The organism is Thalassospira sp. MCCC 1A03138 (assembly GCF_002115785.1).
GTDB lineage: Bacteria > Pseudomonadota > Alphaproteobacteria > Rhodospirillales > Thalassospiraceae > Thalassospira.
Genome location: NZ_JFJY01000003.1, coordinates 273,539 through 292,038 on the forward strand (window position 1 = coordinate 273,539; position 18,500 = coordinate 292,038).

At 53.9% G+C, this 18,500-nt stretch carries 16 protein-coding genes; 6 read left to right on the top strand and 10 right to left on the bottom strand.

The window, feature by feature from the left end:
• Window positions 1–414 precede the first annotated feature (414 nt).
• The 4 genes from TH468_RS09100 (at window position 415) to TH468_RS09115 (ending at window position 4,682) form a co-directional block, all read left to right on the top strand.
• The gene (locus tag TH468_RS09100; protein ID WP_062961449.1) at window positions 415–1,677 is read left to right on the top strand and encodes an ABC transporter substrate-binding protein; all 1,263 of its coding nucleotides are present in this window, start codon (window positions 415–417) and stop codon (window positions 1,675–1,677) included.
• 99 nt (window positions 1,678–1,776) lie between these two features.
• Window positions 1,777–2,685: a carbohydrate ABC transporter permease gene (locus TH468_RS09105; RefSeq protein ID WP_007089386.1), complete on the top strand. Its 909-nt coding sequence runs from the start codon at window positions 1,777–1,779 to the stop codon at window positions 2,683–2,685.
• Window positions 2,678–3,565 carry a carbohydrate ABC transporter permease gene (locus TH468_RS09110; protein WP_007089385.1) on the top strand — a complete coding sequence of 296 codons (888 nt, stop codon included), beginning with the start codon at window positions 2,678–2,680 and terminating at the stop codon, window positions 3,563–3,565. The genes TH468_RS09105 and TH468_RS09110 overlap by 8 nt, the downstream gene beginning before the upstream one ends.
• Window positions 3,566–3,569: 4 nt before the next feature.
• A complete protein-coding gene (locus TH468_RS09115) occupies window positions 3,570–4,682 on the top strand; it encodes an ABC transporter ATP-binding protein (protein WP_085643415.1) in 1,113 nt (370 codons plus the stop codon).
• A 90-nt stretch (window positions 4,683–4,772) separates the two neighbouring features.
• Here the strand turns inward: TH468_RS09115 and TH468_RS09120 are convergent, their stop codons facing one another.
• The 3 genes from TH468_RS09120 to TH468_RS09130 all read right to left on the bottom strand — a co-directional run bounded on the left by TH468_RS09120 (window position 4,773) and on the right by TH468_RS09130 (window position 8,797).
• A complete protein-coding gene (locus TH468_RS09120; protein ID WP_085643417.1) occupies window positions 4,773–6,281 on the bottom strand; it encodes an ATP-binding protein in 1,509 nt (502 codons plus the stop codon).
• An 11-nt stretch (window positions 6,282–6,292) separates the two neighbouring features.
• Window positions 6,293–7,051, bottom strand: a complete 759-nt coding sequence (locus tag TH468_RS09125; RefSeq protein ID WP_240478846.1) for a response regulator — start codon at window positions 7,049–7,051, stop codon at window positions 6,293–6,295.
• A 147-nt stretch (window positions 7,052–7,198) separates the two neighbouring features.
• A complete protein-coding gene (locus TH468_RS09130) occupies window positions 7,199–8,797 on the bottom strand; it encodes a choice-of-anchor I family protein (RefSeq protein WP_168177106.1) in 1,599 nt (532 codons plus the stop codon).
• 172 nt (window positions 8,798–8,969) lie between these two features.
• Between TH468_RS09130 and TH468_RS09135 the strand changes: the two genes are divergently transcribed.
• Window positions 8,970–9,995 carry an NAD(P)/FAD-dependent oxidoreductase gene (locus tag TH468_RS09135; protein ID WP_085643419.1) on the top strand — a complete coding sequence of 342 codons (1,026 nt, stop codon included), beginning with the start codon at window positions 8,970–8,972 and terminating at the stop codon, window positions 9,993–9,995.
• 6 nt (window positions 9,996–10,001) lie between these two features.
• Window positions 10,002–10,199, top strand: coding sequence for a DUF2256 domain-containing protein (locus TH468_RS09140; protein WP_085643421.1), 198 nt, complete (start codon window positions 10,002–10,004; stop codon window positions 10,197–10,199).
• Between the two features lie 24 nt (window positions 10,200–10,223).
• On the opposite strand, the gene pgi is transcribed toward TH468_RS09140, so the two are convergent.
• The 7 genes from pgi to TH468_RS09175 form a co-directional block, all read right to left on the bottom strand.
• Complete coding sequence (gene pgi, locus TH468_RS09145; RefSeq protein ID WP_085643423.1) at window positions 10,224–11,870, bottom strand: glucose-6-phosphate isomerase; 1,647 nt, start codon at window positions 11,868–11,870, stop codon at window positions 10,224–10,226.
• Window positions 11,871–12,012: 142 nt separating this feature from the next.
• Complete coding sequence (locus tag TH468_RS09150; RefSeq protein WP_085643425.1) at window positions 12,013–12,984, bottom strand: PfkB family carbohydrate kinase; 972 nt, start codon at window positions 12,982–12,984, stop codon at window positions 12,013–12,015.
• Between the two features lie 152 nt (window positions 12,985–13,136).
• The gene (locus TH468_RS09155) at window positions 13,137–13,721 is read right to left on the bottom strand and encodes a tyrosine phosphatase family protein (protein ID WP_085643427.1); all 585 of its coding nucleotides are present in this window, start codon (window positions 13,719–13,721) and stop codon (window positions 13,137–13,139) included.
• A 112-nt stretch (window positions 13,722–13,833) separates the two neighbouring features.
• Window positions 13,834–14,805: an agmatinase gene (speB, locus tag TH468_RS09160; protein WP_007089376.1), complete on the bottom strand. Its 972-nt coding sequence runs from the start codon at window positions 14,803–14,805 to the stop codon at window positions 13,834–13,836.
• Window positions 14,806–14,832: 27 nt separating this feature from the next.
• A complete protein-coding gene (locus TH468_RS09165; protein ID WP_085643429.1) occupies window positions 14,833–16,338 on the bottom strand; it encodes an aldehyde dehydrogenase in 1,506 nt (501 codons plus the stop codon).
• Between the two features lie 69 nt (window positions 16,339–16,407).
• Complete coding sequence (locus TH468_RS09170) at window positions 16,408–16,956, bottom strand: cupin domain-containing protein (RefSeq protein WP_062953127.1); 549 nt, start codon at window positions 16,954–16,956, stop codon at window positions 16,408–16,410.
• A gap of 54 nt (window positions 16,957–17,010) precedes the next feature.
• Window positions 17,011–18,393, bottom strand: coding sequence for a glutamine synthetase family protein (locus TH468_RS09175; RefSeq protein WP_085643431.1), 1,383 nt, complete (start codon window positions 18,391–18,393; stop codon window positions 17,011–17,013).
• Window positions 18,394–18,500 lie beyond the last annotated feature (107 nt).

Sequence of the window (18,500 nt, forward strand, 5' to 3'; positions counted from 1 at the left end):
CAAATAACGTTTTTCATGATTGCGATTAATAGTGCCAAACCATTTGATGTCAAGGCATCTTGATAGCAGCAATTCAAGCGGCATCCATTTGATGCTAGGCTCTTCCTGCCCCGTATATGACGGCCAGCCTAAAGGTCCCGTATTAAGTTAAACCTGCCCGTTTTGTTCTATGGCTGTTACAAATTCGAGCACATTTGAGCGAATTGTGCATCACTGGAATAACTGTCTTGCGGCGAAATACGCTAATCATCTTTGCTGCCGTGCAATAAAATCCAAAGATATGATGCTATTTTTGTAACAGTTTGTTTCAGTTCGCATTCTGGAAACGCCCTGTTACAGTTTTGTGAGTGCAAAGGGTTCCCCTTGGCAGCATGTTGTCGCTGCAATTGGTTTAAAGCCAGGGAGGAAACCTAAATGAATCTGCGCAAAACCATTCTCGCCACCGGTGTGGCGTTCTCTGCTCTCGCGACTGCAAGCTTTGCACATGCCGAACCGACTGCCGAAGTCCTGCATTGGTGGACATCGGGCGGCGAAGCCAAAGCCGTGGCAGCCCTTAAAGAAGATTTCGAAGCACATGGTGGCAAATGGGTTGATAGCCCGGTTGCCGGTGGCGGCGGTGACGCAGCCATGACCGTGCTGCGTTCGCGCGTTCTGTCCGGCGATGCCCCGGCCGCTGTTCAGCTTAAAGGCCCGGCGATCCAGGATTGGGCGGAACAGGGTGCACTTGCCGATCTGAATGACGTTGCCGAAGCAGAAGGCTGGGACAAAGTCATTCCGCCAGCTATTCAGAGCGTCATGAAGTATGAAGGCGATTATGTTGCCGTTCCTGTAAACATTCACCGTGTTGACTGGATCTGGGCAAACCCGGAACTGCTGGCCAAAGTTGGTGCCACTGAAGCGCCGAAAACCTGGGACGAATTCAACGCCCTTGCTGATAAGTTGAAAGCGGCCGGCATCACGCCAGTCGCCCATGGTGGTCAGCCGTGGCAGGACGCAACCGTCTTTGAAACCGTCGTTCTTGGTCTTGGCGGTCCGGAATTCTACCAGCAAGCCCTGGTTGATCTCGACGAAGATGCGCTGAAATCCGACACGATGAAAGCCGTGTTCGACCAGATGCGCAAAATCCGCGGTTATGTCGATGCCGACTTCCCGGGCCGTGACTGGAACCTTGCAACTGCAATGGTCATGAATGGCGATGCCGCCATGCAGATCATGGGTGACTGGGCAAAAGGCGAATTCCTTGCAGCGGGTAAAGTCCCGGGCAAAGACTTCATCTGCTCGGCAACCCCGTCTGAACACGGTTACCTGTTCAACGTTGACAGCTTCGCGATGTTCAATGTTTCCGGCGATGACAAGGTCGAAGGTCAGAAACTGCTTGCAGAACTGATCGTTGGTGAAAAATTCCAGGAAACCTTCAACCTTCTCAAAGGTTCGATTCCGGCACGTCTTGGCGTAGCGCTCGACAAATTCGATGATTGCGCAAAGAAATCCGAAGCTGACCTTCTGGCAGCACAGGATGCTGGTGGCTTCCTGCCGTCCATGGCACACGGCATGGCGCTTCGCGGTCACCTTTCGGGTGCGATCGTTGACGTCGTGACCGCCCACTTCAACTCCGATATGTCGTCCGACGAAGCCGTCGAGCGTCTTGTCGAAGCAGTTGAACTGGCCAAAGACTAATCTCATCTGACCTGTGCAGTCACACTGACTGACAACGCGCCGGCCCCGGATACATCCGGGGCCGGATTCCCGCTACTTTAATTGTTTGAGGCAAAGGGTATGGGGGCTTCTTCAAGCACCGAAAGCAACCTGACGGCCAGCATCCAGCGTCATCTTTCCAAGATCGTTGTTGCACCGTCCTTTGCTGCGTCCCTGTTTTTCGTCTACGGGTTCATCCTGTGGACAGGCTATATGGCGTTTTCGAAATCGCGCATGCTTCCGGTCTGGGATTGGGCCGGTCTGCGGCAATACGAACGTCTGTGGCAAATGGAACGCTGGCATGTTGCCATCGAGAACCTGCTGATTTTCGGCGGTCTCTTTATTGTTATCTGCCTGTTTCTAGGCTGCCTGCTTGCAGTTCTTCTTGATCAGCGCATCCGCGCAGAAGGCGTACTTCGCACGATTTTCCTGTATCCGATGGCCCTGTCCTTCATCGTGACGGGCACCGTCTGGAAATGGCTTCTCAACCCGGGCCTTGGTCTGGAAAGCATGATGCATGACCTTGGCTGGACCAGCTTCAAGTTCGACTGGCTGGTCAATTCGGACATGGCGATCTACACGGTCGTGATCGCAGCCGTCTGGCAGGCATCGGGTTTTGTAATGGCAATGTTCCTTGCGGCATTGCGCGGCGTCGATCAGGACATCATTCGCGCAGCCTATATGGATGGCGCCAGCCTGCCCCGCATCTATTTCGGCATTATCATTCCGTCGATCCGCCCCGTTTTCCTGAGTGCCATTGTCGTTCTGGCCCATCTGGCCGTTAAAAGCTTCGACCTCGTCATTGCGCTTACCGGTGGCGGCCCCGGCTATTCGTCCGATCTTCCGGCAACCTTCATGTACACAATGGCCTTCCAGCGCAACCAGCTGGGTGTTGGTGCAGCAAGTGCCATGATGATGCTGGCGACCGTGATGGCGATCATTGTGCCGTATCTGTATTCCGAACTGCGCGGAGGCAAGAAAAATGGCTGATATTCAGCATTACAGCCACGACGCAGGCTGGAAACATACCATACTGCGCGGGTTGCTATATCTCGTTCTGATCCTGTTTGCCGCCTACTATCTGTTCCCGCTTTTCGTGATGATTTCGACCTCGTTGAAGTCGCTCGATGAAATCCGGGAAGGCTCACTCATTTCGCTGCCGCGCGTCATCACGTTCGATGCCTGGACCTATGCCTGGAATGAAGCCTGTGTTGGCGTTGAATGTTCAGGCATCAAAATTTACTTCTGGAACTCGGTCAAAATGGCGGTTCCGGCGGTTCTGATTTCGACCTTCCTTGGTGCGATCAACGGATATGCCCTGACCAAATGGCGTTTTAAAGGGGCTAATATCGTCTTTGCCCTGCTGCTGTTTGGTTGCTTCATTCCGTTCCAGGTTGTGCTGCTGCCGATGTCACAGGTTCTGGGGTCACTTGGTCTTGCAAGTTCTACCACGGGCCTTGTTCTCGTACATGTCGTTTACGGCCTGTGCTTCACCACCCTGTTCTTCCGCAATTACTACGTTTCGATCCCGGATGAACTGGTGAAGGCAGCCACCATCGACGGCGCAGGTTTCTTCACCATTTTCTGGCGTATCATTCTGCCGATTTCGACACCGATCATCGTGGTGTCGGTCATCTGGCAGTTTACCCAGATCTGGAATGACTTCCTTTTCGGTGCTTCCTTCGCCTCTGGCGATAATGCGCCGATGACTGTCGCACTCAACAATATCGTCAACACCACAACCGGCGTGAAACAGTACAATGTCGATATGGCCACAGCCCTGCTGACCGGCCTGCCGACGCTACTTGTTTATGTTCTGGCCGGAAAATACTTCGTCCGCGGCCTGACCGCCGGTTCGGTGAAGGGATAAGCAAATGGCATCACTCACCCTTGATAAAGTTCGCAAGGCCTTCGGTCCTGTCGAGGTTCTCAAAGAAATCAATATTGCTATTGAAGACGGCGAGTTCCTGGTTCTGGTCGGCCCGTCGGGTTGCGGCAAATCCACCCTTCTGAACCTGATCGCAGGTCTTGAAGGTTCCAGCGACGGGGAAATCCGCATCGGTGATCGCGTGATCAACGATGTCCACCCCAAGGACCGCAACATCGCAATGGTGTTCCAGTCCTACGCGCTTTACCCGAATATGACCGTTCGCAAGAACATCACCTTCGGTCTTGAGATCCGTGGTGTTTCGGCGGCAGAACGCGACAAGGCGGTTGCCGATGTTGCCAAACTGCTGCAGATCGAAGCCCTGCTGGACCGCAAACCGTCCCAGCTTTCGGGTGGTCAGCGTCAGCGCGTTGCAATGGGCCGGGCACTGGTTCGTGATCCGGACATATTCCTGTTCGACGAACCGCTCTCGAACCTTGATGCCAAGCTGCGCGTCGATATGCGTACCGAAATCAAGAAACTGCATCAGCGTCTGGGTGCGACCATCGTTTACGTGACCCACGACCAGATCGAAGCCATGACCCTTGCCTCGCGCATTGCTGTCATGAAAGACGGTATCCTGCAGCAGTTCGATACGCCGCAGAACATCTATGAACGCCCAAACAACATCTTTGTTGCTGGCTTTATTGGTTCGCCGTCGATGAACTTCATCAACGCAACCCTGATCAATGACAACGGCAATCTTGCCGTATCGATCAAACGCGATAACGCCCCGATCATTCTGCCGCTGAAAGATGCGCCAGAAAGCTATCAGAGCTATGTCGGGAAAGATGTCGTTTTCGGCATCCGTCCGGAAGGTTTGACGCACAAGCGTACCGGTTCTGATGAACCGGGCAGCCAGTATGTCAATTTCGACTGCAAGGTCGAAGTTATTGAACCGACCGGTGCTGACACCATGACCGTTGTCGAAATCGGCGGGAAGGAAATTGTTGCACGTGTCCGGCCTGACCGGGCACCGCAACCGGGCGAGATCATGACATTCTCGGCCGACATGTCTCAGATCAGTCTGTTTGATCCGGTAACGGAACTTCGGATCTGATCTGATCGGCGGGCGGTTCTGGGGGCCGCCCGCCGTTCTTGTCTTTATAGGATTCTTAAAACGGCCCGGAATTCCCGGGTCGTTTTGTTTTCAACCTTTGTCGACGCGCCGCGGCAAAGCAATCGTGACCTCCAACCCGCGTCGGGGCAGATTGCGTAATCGTATCGTCCCATCATGGGCATCGATGACCGTTTTCACAATCGACAGACCAAGGCCGCTGCCACCGGTGGTGCGTGCGCGTGATCCTTCGACGCGGAAGAACGGCAGAAAGACATCCTCCTGATGTTCCGCGGCGATGCCCGGTCCTTCGTCCCGAATGGAAACCAGAACCGTATCGGCCGTCGCATCCAGACTGACATAGGCACTGTAACCGTATTTCAGCGCATTCTCGATCAGATTGGTGAAGGCACGTTTTAATGTTCCGGGCCGGCAGGTCAGACGGATGCTGCGCTTGTCGCCAAATGAATGGGCCTCGTCCCCGCCACCAAAAACCGTATGAACCGAACTGAACCGAAGCGGCTGCGGTCCCTCGAAACTTACCGGACGGCCAAGATCGGCGTAATCGTCACAAATCGCTTCGAGAACCGATGTGAAGTCAACTGTACGCTCTTCTTCCTTGCTAATCCAGTCACCAAGGAAATCGAGTGCATCGTTGAGAAGCCCGTCCATTTCGTCAAGATCGCGCAGCACGGTTTCGCGCAATTCTTCATTGTCTATAAATTCTGCACGCAGACGCAGGCGCGTGCTGGGCGTACGCAAATCGTGTGAAATTGCGGCAAGCATACGGGTTCTATCCCCCAGCATGCGTGAAATCCGTTCCCGCAATCCATTATATGCCGCGGCCATTGACCGGGCTTCGGTCGGGCCGCGCTCCTCTACCGGGGGGCCTTCAACTTCATCGCCCTGGCGAATGATCGCCTCGGTCAAATTCTTGAAGGGACCTGCCAGAAGATCGGCCAAAGCGGCAAACACCGCCAACACGGCAACAACTCCGACCAGAAAGATCAGAAAAACCATGGATGGCGATGCATAGTCGGACCACAGCACTGGATGAGACAGCAGCATTCGCATGCCGGATGGCAACATGATTTCAACGCGAGCCTCAAGTCCCTGACGCGCTATTTCGCGCGATAGGCCGGCAAAAAACAGACTGGGATTTTCGGCGGTTTCAATCAGGTCGCGCTGTTCCGCGCCGAGACGCCCGCGCCGAAAATGGACCTTTACCGATGTCGGCCAGCCTGTATCGGCCAGACGCGCTGGCATTGCGATGTGCTGCGCCGGGCGCGAAAACAAAAGGATGGTACCAATATCGTCAGCTGGCAGAACACGAACAGAAAGCCCATCACGCGCGGCTATATCAACAATATTTCCCTGTAATTCCGGGCTTTCGGCAATCAGGATCAATTCGCGAATGGTAAAGCCCAGAGTATAGGCTCGGCTGATCCGCTCGCTCCGTTCGATGATGTATTTCGATGCGATTGAACTGATGCCCGCGATAATGACACCGCCGACCATCATGATCATAAAGATGCGTCCGCCCAGCGTGCGGGGCTTGAACCGCCGCATATATTCGGAAAACGCACCAATCTGATCTGTCATGGATCGAATTCCTAGACGGTCCTCGTATCGGCACAGAACTGGTAGCCGATCCCGCGCACCGTTTTGATCAGTTTGGGATTTTTGGCATCTTTTTCAATTTTACGGCGCAGGCGGCTGATCTGGATATCAATACTGCGATCAAACGGGATAGAGCTTTGCCCGCGTACGATATCAACAAGCTGTTCACGCGAAAGCGCACGCTTGTTATGCTTGACCAGCGCCAGCAACAGAGAAAATTCCCCGGTCGACAAATGCACCGCCACATCATCAAGATCGCGCAATTCACGTGATCCGATATCGAGCGTCCAGTCGGCAAACAGGATTTTCTGGGTTTTGGTTTCTTCGTGATGGACCTGTGTCACGGTACCGGTTTCAAAACGGCGGAAAACGGCACGAATACGGGCCAGCAATTCACGCGGATTGAACGGCTTGGTCAGATAGTCATCTGCACCCAGTTCAAGACCAAGAATACGATCTGTATCCTCGCCCACCGCAGTCAGCATGACAATCGGCACCTTGGAATTGCGGCGCACATCGCGGCAGAGCGCAAAACCATCCTCGCCGGGCAACATGATATCAAGGATCACCAGATCGATATTCCAGTCACGAAGCGCACGATGCATCTCCGCTCCGTCGGAAACGGTGGTGATACGAAACCCGTGCTGGAGCAGGAATTTTTTCAGGAGCTTCTGGATTTCCTGATCGTCATCAACAACCAGAATATGGGGTTCACGTCGCGTACTCAGTCTCCGCCTCCCTTCGGTCGACAAGCCCGTGACCGGACCGTGGCGCGGAGTTTAGTGCATATTGTCACAGGATTGAACCATTTTACCAAGCACTGGACACAATTGAAAAAGCCGAGGACAAAATCCCCGGCTTTTCAGGTAAAATCTCTTTATATACAGCAGCTTAAAAACCTATTTCAGGTCATAAACTTTTGTGCTGCCCGATACCTCGCTTGATACGATCAGCATGGCATTGCCGGAGGGGCTATCCTTTGCTTCGACAAACAGCATGCCTTCCGGGGCAAGTTCGCCTGCGGTGTCGGCTTCCGGATTGCCGGAAAAACGACGATCCGAATGATAGGTGACAAATTGCGGATTAGTCGGATTTGTAAGATCATAGACCATAAATCCGCCCTGACGTTCCAGACCGATAAAGGCATAAGGTGTGCCATTAACGTAGCCGGTTGCCAGACCTTCGGGTTCCGGGCCCTTGTCATCCGAACGGTTATCGCGGCTATAGTTTTCGGTGTTCGATGCGTTGAAAACTCTCCCGTAATTGGCCGCCATGAACTGTTCGAACTTGTCGCCACTATCAAAGACCATGTCACCATTCGCATTCAGGACCGAGAACGAACGTGCGCCATAGCTGTAGATCACATCGAAATCGCCATCGCCGTCCGTATCGCCCTGCGCAGTGGTTGTTTTCAAGCGACCGAGGTTTTCATCTTTTTGCAGGGTTGCGGCATTCGGGAAGGCGACCGGATCGAGGGTCAGTTTTCCGACGCGGGTTTCTTCACTGTAGCCGTCATAGTCGCGTGAGTCGCCTTCGTTTGCCGTCAGGACCCAGGTTTTGCCGCCGATTTCGATCGCATCGATGGTGTCTGGCATATACATGCCCATCACAGGCCATGTACGGATGTTGATTTTGCCGTCCTTGTCGCTGGCATCAAATGCGTTGACCGAATGGTCCTTGAAGCCAAGACCGGCAACCCGGACAACGTTTGCGGTTTCAATATCAATGATCGCCACCGCATTGTTTTCCTGAAGTGAAACATAAGCCGTTTTACTGTCTTTCGAGACGGCAATATATTCCGGCTCGACATCCTGTGCCACGGTCGACGTTCCCGGGTTTGATGTCCGCATGCCATAAGGCAGGTCCACATCATTCAGGAAGCCAAAGTTTACCGTGCGAACATTGGCATCTGACAGATCGGCGAGATTTCCCGATACCGGGATAATCGAAACACTGCCTTCCGGGTCATTATCGAATGCGTCGTTCGGCTCACCTTCGTTCGCGACCAGAACGTGCTTGCCATCCGGAGTAAATTTGATCATGTCGGGCAATGCACCGACAGTTACAGCCGCAATGAAATCACCATCCGTGTTAAAGAACACGGCCTTGCCCGGTGCCTGTTTGTCGTCATTCTCGACAGCCGCTGCGACAATATTGCCATGAACGGCAACGCTGTTTGCCGCCTTACCCCATGTCGAAAGCTTGACCGAACCGATTTTTGCAAGTGTTTCAGGGTCCGACATATCAAGAATATCAATCGACTTGTCGCCACCATTGACCACGAATATGCGTTTGGTCACCGGGTCAAAAGCCGGAATTTCCGCGGCCCCTTCGTCAAACATGCCGGTGCGATAATCGCCCATAGGCACGATTGAAAGCGGCTTGGCGGCAGGCGACGCCGTATCAACGGCCATTACCATGTTTTTTGACGTTGTCGAGGTGCCGCAGGCACCGAGCATAACCGAAAATGCCACCGTGACCATCAAAGAATAACGCATATTTCCCCCTGAAAACTGGATGAACCGTGGCAGACAAACTGCGGACAATGCGTAACGGTTTAATGACCAGACGATGACAGTTTCATAAATATCTTCGGGGTGTTGATGCTCCAAACAACGACTTCTGACGTAAGGAGGAAAAGGTTCACAAGGTTCGAACAGGAACAATAAAATGGCCCCAATGAATATTGCCGTGATCGGTGCGGGAATGGCCGGCCTTCGGGCGGCGGCCACACTTCACGCAGTTGGCTTTTGTGTGACGGTTTTTGAAAAGAGCCGTGGCGCCGGAGGGCGACTTGCAACACGTCGTACCGAATTGGGCAATTTCAATCATGGCGCCCAATATGTCACGGCGCTGCATCCGGAATTTCAATCATTCCTGCAACAGGCCGAACATCAAAAATCCGTTAGGAAATGGCAACCACATCTCCTTCGTGGTGAAAACGCAACCGCTGGGGCACCGGCATCGGCTTTGAAACGTACAAATACGGCCGCAGATATCTGGTATCAGGGGTCACCGCAAATGAACAAACTGATCACCCCGCTGCTTGATCCGTTTGAAATCCGCAAAGAAGACCGTATTACCTCAATCGAAACCGCCGGACCACGCAGCTTTATCCTGCATGACGATCTGGATGGTGAATTCGGGCCATTTGACGGTGTGATTGTTACCGCCCCTGCCCCGCAAACCGCAGAGCTTCTGCAACCACTTGCCCCAAGATTTGATCCCATTGCGGATGTGGAAATGGCACCGTGCTGGGCAGCAATGATTGCATTTGCCAAACCGTTGCCCACTGCATTTGATGCCATGATCCATCCCGATCCTGCGATCAGCTGGGCGGCACGCAATGGCGACCACCGTGATCTGATCCATCGACCTTCACCTGATCTTTGGGTTCTGCACGCAAGTCCGGAATGGTCACGTGATAATCTGGAAGAAGACAAGGAACGCATCGCATTCCTTCTGCTTGAAAAACTGCATAAAGCTAGCGGTGTAAAGCTTCCCGATGTGTTGTCCATAAACACGCATCGCTGGCGATATGCCCGCACGATCAAACCGCTTGGAAAAAGTCATCTTAGCGGCATGAACGGGCGCGTTATTGCCGCGGGCGATTGGTGTCTTGGTGCAAGGGTGGAAGTCGCATGGCGCAGCGGAAAATGCGCGGCCCATGCCATGATCGAGACACTGATCGGGTAATTTGGGATGCGCCGAAATGCCAATGGTCAAAAGCCGACAAAATCAGACCTGCCACACAAAACCTGCCTGACCTGTAATAGACCGTTTGCCTGGAGGCGCAAATGGCGTAATTGCTGGGACGATGTCAAATATTGCTCTGCCCGTTGTCGGGATCATCGCGCAAAGAACAAGGGCGGTGCCAGTCAGTCTGACACCGCCCCATAAATCCACAGATTTGTCGGATCAAAATTAACCCCGAAGGACATGCAACTGATGGATCAGACCGGCGGTTGAAGCGTCACGGCCATCGGCAGTTTCATTCCCCTGAACCATTGGCAGCAATTCCTTGGCAAGCTGTTTGCCAAGCTCAACACCCCACTGGTCATAGGAATTGACGTTCCAGATAATCCCCTGAACAAAGATTTTATGTTCATACATTGCAACCAGACGTCCCAGCGTAAAGGGATCAAGCTGCTTGTAAAGGATCATGGTACTGGGTTTGTTCCCGGCAAAGACCTTTTGCGGTGCCAGCACATCAATTTCCGCCGGGGTCAGATTGCCACCGGCAAGTTCGTCACGTACTTCGGCCTCGGTCTTGCCGCGCATCAGGGCTTCGGCCTGGGCAAAGCAGTTCGCCACCAACTTGTCATGATGGTTTGCCAATGGATGCAGGGCATTCGCCGCAACGATGAAATCAACCGGGATCAGTTCCGTGCCCTGATGGATCAGCTGATAAAAGGCATGCTGGCCATTGGTACCCGGTTCACCCCAGATGATCGGGCCCGTTTCGTAATAGATCGGCTTGCCATCGCGGGTAACCGACTTGCCATTACTTTCCATATCGGCCTGCTGCAAATAGGCTGGCAGGCGTGAAAGATGCTGGTCATAAGGCAGGATTGCCTGACTGGAGGCCCCCAGAACATTTCGATACCACACGCCGATCAATGCCAGCGTCACCGGAATGTTGCACTCAAGCGGGGCTGAACGAAAATGATTATCCATCGCCTGCGCGCCGCGCAGCAATTCTTCGAATTTCTCGTAACCAACCGCCAGAATGATCGGCAAGCCGATAGCCGACCAAAGGCTGTACCGCCCACCGACCCAGTCCCAGAAACCGAACGCATTGTTTGTATCAATACCGAATTCAGCAACCTTGTCCAAGGCAGTCGATACCGCGACAAAATGCTTGGCAACCGCGCCCTCGTCTTTCAGCAAACCAACAAGCCAGTCGCGCGCCGAATAGGCATTGGTCAGGGTTTCGTCGGTTGTGAAGGTCTTGGATGCAATGATGAAAAGCGTCGTTTCCGCATCAAGGTCTTTGAGCGTATCAACGATATGCGCGCCATCGACGTTGGAAACGAAATGGCAGCGAATACCGTCGATATGATACGGACGGAGTGCCTCGTTCACCATGACCGGGCCAAGGTCGGAACCGCCAATCCCGATATTAACGACATCGGTGATCGCCTTGCCGGTATGGCCTTTCCAGTCGCCGGTATGCACACGCGCGGCAAAGCGTTTCATGCGTACCAAGACGTCCTTGACATCGGGCATAACGTCCTTGCCATCGACCATCACCGGATTGCCATCCAGATTGCGAAGTGCCGTATGAAGAACAGCGCGATTTTCGGTGATATTGATCCGATCACCGGCAAACATCCGTTCGCGCCAGTTTTCAACATTGGCAGTTTCCGCCAATTCACGTAATGCGGCCATCACATCATCGGTGATCAGATTTTTCGAATAATCGATAAACAGATCGTCCTGCGTGACATGGAAACGCGCAAACCGCGCCGGATCATCGGCAAAGGCTTTGCGTAAATTAAGGTTCTTGGAAACTTCCGCGCCCAGTCGATCAAGCTTTTCCCAACAGGTCGTCAGATTTTCTGTGGACATTCCACCCTCGGCTTCAAACAGATAGCAAACAGTATCGACGTCATGTCAAAACACTAACACGCCGATGCGACCATTTGTGGGACAGTTTGTGGGACATTTTGATGGCAATCCGGCGGGAACAGGATTGCCATCACCACGGATATTAACCGGTTAATCCGTTTGCAGAAAGAAACTCCGAAACCTGCGCTTCGGTCGGGAGGGCAGCAATCGCACCGCGTTTGGTGGCTGTTATTGCACCTACCGCATTGGCAAAACGGCAGGCTGCCTCGACCTTTTCCGCAGATTCCAGCAATTGCGGATCTTTCAACAAACGCGACAGGAAGCCGGCAGTAAAACCGTCCCCTGCGCCGGTCGCGTCGACAGCCGTGACCTTGAACGGATCGGCCGAACCTTCGAAATCAGGTGTAAAGAACCGGCTGCCTTTCGGGCCCGACGTCACGATCATCAGTTTCCAGTGATCGCACCACAATTCACGAACGCCTGCTTCAAGATCATCCTTGCCGGTGATAAAGGCGACTTCGTCGTCAGAAATTTTAACAACATCCGCCTTGGTAATCGCAAGGCGCAGCATATCACGTGCGGCATCCGCACTGGGCCAAAGCGGCAGGCGCAGGTTCGGATCACATGAAATGATCGCGCCGTTTTCACGTGCAATGTCGATGGCCGCAAGCGTCGCCGCGCGCGGATCATCGTCGATCATGCAAAGCGTGCCATAGTGAAACAGCGCGCATCCCTTCAGCATGTCCTGATTCAGATCGGACGGCGACAACAGCATGTCGGCCGACGGGCTGCGATAGAAAGAAAATTCGCGTTCGCCATCGGCCCGCAACGAAACAAACGCAAGCCCTGTCAGGGCTTCTTTGGTCAGGACAATGCCCGATGTATCGACATTGTCGGCTTTGAGCGTATCGACCAGAAAATGACCGAATGCATCATCGCCAAGCTTGCCGATAAAACCCGTTTCAATTCCAAGCCGCTGCAATCCCACAGCCACATTGCCCGGCGCACCGCCTGCGGCCTTGGCAAATGCCGGCGCATCGGCAAGGCCGGTGCCAGTTACGGTCGGAACAAAATCGATCAGCAATTCCCCAAGGCAAACTGCTTTTGCGCTCATAGCGTTTCTCCGTTTATATCGCCCGGCAATCGGGTTGCGGGCATTATCATTTGCTGTGGGACGCGACGTTTTTAAATCGATTCAATTCATCAGGCAAAGGAAAAGCCACTTCGCGAACAAAGTGGCTGATTTCCGGGCATTATACTGCAACTTCAGGCAGCTCTTCCAAGTGCCACTTCACGCGCACGGCCAAGCGATGTCATCCATTCATCGAAATGATCGTCATGTTCAAGCTGATAGCGATAATGCCGGTTAAGGGCAGCCGTCAGCTTACCGTCCCGACCAAGCAGATCATCGGCAAAGGCAATCATGCGCGAATTTGGCCAGGCAATCGGACGAATGGCACGAAGAGCGGCAAACAGTTCGTCTTCGGCCACGTCGGGCTGGGTCTGCGCCATCAGGGTAAGCATCGCTGCTGTCGAGCGCGACACACCCATATGGCAATGCACCAGCAAATGTCCGTCCTTACGAGCATCAACCGTATTTTTGAGCCCCTCGCCAAAGGCAAGAACCTCTTCAACATGGGCTGATGTCGGGGCTATCTGCCCCGGTAGCTCCTCGATAATATCGTGGAACCGCAAAATGGTACGTTCATGCGGCGCATATGCCGCGAAGGCATCCGGGTCAGGACGTTCCGGATCAAGAACGGAAAGCACATGCGAAACCGATCGGGTCTGATGGGTTGGCAGTTCATCAATGCCACAAATCGTCAAAAGCGAAATAGAAACCGGTTTCATGTCTTTCCTCCAATACACTGATTAAGCGCAATAACATCATAGCAGCCGCAAAAAGCAAAGGGCCGGCATTGTTAAAATACCGGCCCGTTTTGAAATCTTTGTGATCTTGCTATTACGGCTTTCGGTTCACCGCATGGATATTCAGCATTTCCCAAGCAATCGTCGCACCGGCAAGCGATGTAATATCTGAAACGTCATAAGGCGGGGAAACTTCGACGACATCCGACCCTATCAGGTTGATACCGCCCGCAAGACCGCGCAGGATCGAAACCGCCTGATGGCTGGTCAATCCGCCCAAAACCGGCGTACCGGTACCCGGTGCATAGCACGGGTCAAGCCCGTCGATATCAAAGGTGATATAGGCGTGATTGTCGCCGACCACGTCCTTGATTTTGGCAACGATCTGATCAATTGACATCGCCTGCACATCCGGCCCGTACAGGATGTTGTATCCATGGGTCGATTCATTATGCGTGCGGATGCCGACCTGAATGGATTTCGACGCATCGACAATGCCGTTCTTCGCCGCATGCCAGAACATGGTCCCGTGATCGATCCGATCACCATCGTCTTCCCAAGTGTCGGAATGGGCGTCGAACTGAATAAGCGAAATCCCCTTGCCGTACTTTTCAGCATGGGCCTTCAGGATCGGATAGCTGATGAAATGGTCGCCGCCGATCGTCAACATCTTTGCCCCGGAACTGACGATATCGCGTGCGTGATCCTCGATCATTTCCGGGATTTTATGCGGATAACCGGGATCGATGACCATATCGCCATAGTCAATCACGGCCAGTTCGCCAAAGATATCGCGCCCGGACGGAAAATGTGGTGCCCATGCAAGATTGACCGAAGCACGGCGCACCCCTTGCGGACCAAGGCGCGTACCAGGACGGCTTGACGTTGCAAGATCAAAGGGAATACCGGTTACCGCAACATCAATGCCCGTAAGATCACGGGTATATTTGCGGCGCATGAATGACAGCGCACCGGAATACATCGGCTCGCTGGTATTCTGATGCACGGATTTCGCAGTAAAAGCGTTGTCGCCGCCTTTGGTATCAATAACCCCGGTACTGCTCATAATTCGTCCCCTTGTCCTTTCCGAACCTCAGACGTCGCCCAGTGCAATCCAGGTCGACTTGATTTCACAATATTTGTCCATCGCATGCAGCGAACGGTCGCGACCGGTGCCCGATTGCTTGTAACCGCCAAACGGCATGGTTATGGATCCACCGTCCCAGCAATTGACCCAGACAAGACCGGCACGCAGCTTTTTAGCCGCCAGATGGGCCTTGTTGATATCGCGCGTCCATACGGCTGCGGCAAGTCCATATGGCGTATCATTCGCCGTCTGAACAGCCTCTTTCCAATCCTTGACCGAAATCACCGACAAAACCGGGCCAAAGATTTCTTCCTTGGCGATTGTCATGTCGTTTTTGACCGCGTCAAAAACGGTCGGCTCGACATAATATCCACCGGACTCGGTACGTGCGCGCTTGCCACCCGTGCAAAGTTTTGCCCCTTCTGCCGCCCCCTTCTCGATATAGCCCAGAACGCGGTTCATCTGATTTTCATCGACAATCGCGCCCATCTGACTGTTCGGGTCCAGGGGGTCACCCGGCTGCATTTTGCGGCCTGCTGCTACCACTTTCTCGATGAACTCATCCTTGATGCTTTCTTCGACAATCAGGCGCGAACCGGCTGTGCAAACTTCGCCCTGGTTATAGAAAATGCCGCCTGCTGCGGCTTCTGCTGCCGCGTCCATATCGGGGCAATCGGCCAGAACGATATTGGGGCTTTTGCCACCGCATTCCAGCCAGACGCGTTTCATGTTCGACTGACCGGAATATTGCAGGAACAGTTTGCCCACCTCGCCCGACCCGGTAAAGGTCACGCAATCGACATCCGGATGCAGGCCAAGTGCCTTGCCCGCCGTCGGGCCAAAGCCCGGCAGAACGTTCAGAACACCAGCCGGAATGCCCGCCTCGACCGCCAGCTCCCCAACACGGATCGCGGTCAGTGGCGACTGTTCGGCAGGTTTGAGAATGATCGAGTTCCCCATCGCCAATGCCGGGCCAAGCTTCCAAACCGCCATCATCAGCGGGAAGTTCCATGGCACGACTGCCGCTACGACGCCCAGCGGTTCACGCGTGATCATGCCGATTGCGCGCGCTTCGCCAGGTGAAATTTCGTCATAAATCTTATCAATCGCCTCGGCATACCAGCGAATGCATTTATAGGACAACGGGATGTCATCACCGGCTGCCAAGCTGATGGGCTTACCCATATCAAGACTTTCAAGCAGCGCCAGTTCGGCAGCATGCTTTTCCATCAGATCGGCAAACTTCATCATCACGGCCTTGCGCTTGCCCGGCGATGCTTCCGACCAGCTGCCTTTTTCAAAGACCGCACGGGCCGATGCCACCGCGCGATTGACGTCTTCACCGTCGCATTCGGCGACCTTGGTCAAAATCTTGCCGTCGCGCGGGCTGATGCAATCAAACGTTTTACCCGATGCCGCATCGACATAAGTCCCATTGATAAAGGCCTTGTTACGGATCGTCAGGCTGGCGGCCTGTGCGCTCAGCTGTTCGAAATTCAACTGGTTTGTCATCGGAAATCCTCCTGACGGGTCGCGCGTTCTGTTTGTTCCGCGCGATATTCAAACATGATGATTGTGCAATCAGTATGACGGCGGTGTTGCGGCACTGACGACTTCGCATTCCGTGTCACCAGCATTTCGGAACCGGTGCGGGATTTCGGCATTGAAATAATATGCATCCCCGGGTCCCAGAACACGAACACGTTCGCCCACTGTAACTTCAAGCTTGCCACGAACAACAACACCGGCTTCCTCGCCCTTCTGGACGATCAGATTGTCGCCGGTGTCACCGCCGGGCGGATAAATTTCATGAAGGACGCGCAGATTGCGGTCCTTGCGTGTTGCGCCGACAAGACGCATCGACATGGTGCCATCGGAAAGTTCGACGAGATCTTCCTTGCGAAAGAAAATCTCTTCGCCGTTTTCCAGATCAATCGTAAAGAAGTTGATCAGGCTCATGGGGATACCCGCCAGAACCTTGGCCAGACTATCAACCGACGGGCTGACCCGGTTCTGTTCAATCGTCGATATCGTGCTGTTGGTGACACCGGCGCGGCGCGCCAGTTCACGCTGGGATAGCCCGTACATGGTACGTACTGCTTTCAGGCGATCCCCAACCTTTTGTGACATCCGGTCTCTTCCCTGTCGGCCGCTCTTGTCGGCGACCATTTTGCAAAAGTGGCGTTATACCGCGTCAAGATACCAACGGTACTCAAGCGGCGTGACCTCGGAAAAGAATTCGTCATATTCGGAACGTCGGCAGATATCGAAAACCTCGACAAACCGCTCGCCCAGATAGTCCTTGACGATGTCACCTTCGACAAATCGGTCGAGTGCCGAAATCATGCTGCGCGGCACGATCCGCCCGCCATGCTGCTCATAGCCGTTGCCGACAATCGGATCACCCGGATCAAGCTTGTTCTTCATGCCGTAATGCATGCCTGCCAAAACACAGGCCAGAACCAGATACGGGTTGGCATCCGCGCCCGACACACGATGTTCGATGCGGGCCGCTTCCGGGCCGCCTGCCGGAATGCGAAGTGCCACGGTACGGTTATTGAGCCCCCAGTTCGGAGACATCGGCGCATAGGCCTTGTTCTGGAACCGGCGATAGGAATTCGGGTTGGGCGCAAAAATCGCCATGCTTTCAAACATTGACGCCTGCAAACCGCCAATCGCGTGCAACAGCAGGTCGGAAACATCCTCGTCCCCCTTGGGGGAAAGGACGTTCTTGCCTTCCTTGTCACGCAGGGACACATGAACATGCAATCCGTTGCCCGCCTGATCGGAATACGGCTTGGCCATGAATGTTGCGGTCACGCCGTGATCCCAGGCAATGCCTTTGACAACGCGCTTAAGCTGCATGGCGTGATCAGCCGCCTGCATCGGGTCATTCACATGCCCCAGATTGATCTCGAACTGGCCGGGGCCTGCTTCGGCAACAATTGTATCGGCCGGAATGCCCTGACGGTTCAGTTCGGCAACCGCGTCATGAAGGACTTTTTCGAAATCCTCGATCTGTTGCAGGCCATAGACCTGCACACCATCCGACGCGATCCCGCCGCCAAGCGGTGCGGGTGGCAAGGGTGCGGCAGTTTGTTCGTTCTGATCGGCAAGATAGAATTCAAGTTCCAGCGCCACGGTCGGATAGAAACCATCCGCTGCCAGACGATCCACAACCGCCTGCAAAACGTTGCGCGGATCGGCAAAGAATTTTGTACCGTCCAGATTATACAGGCTCATCATGACCTGGGCCAACGGCAGTTCACCATACGGAACCGCATGCAGGGTTCCCGGGATTGGCTTGGCGATATTGTCCTGATCACCACTGGACCAAAGCATGCCGGTACCTTCCGGGTTGTCGCCGGTGATATCCACCAGACACACAGAACCCGGCATATTGATGCCTTCATGGAAGCTTTTGAGAAACTTCTGCTTGCTGATTCGCTTGCCCCGGAACACCCCATTCACGTCAGGAATGAGTAATTCGACAAGTTCTATATCCGGATTTGCTTCAAAGAATCGTTGAGCTTCCGCCCTACTGTCTTCGACGAACGACTTGTTCATCGTCTAATACTCCCAGAAAAGCCTATTTATTTCACCTTTTCATCGTGCCCCGCCCAATGATTGCGGTCAAGCCCCTCGTTCGATATATCGTGCAAATAATGCAGTGC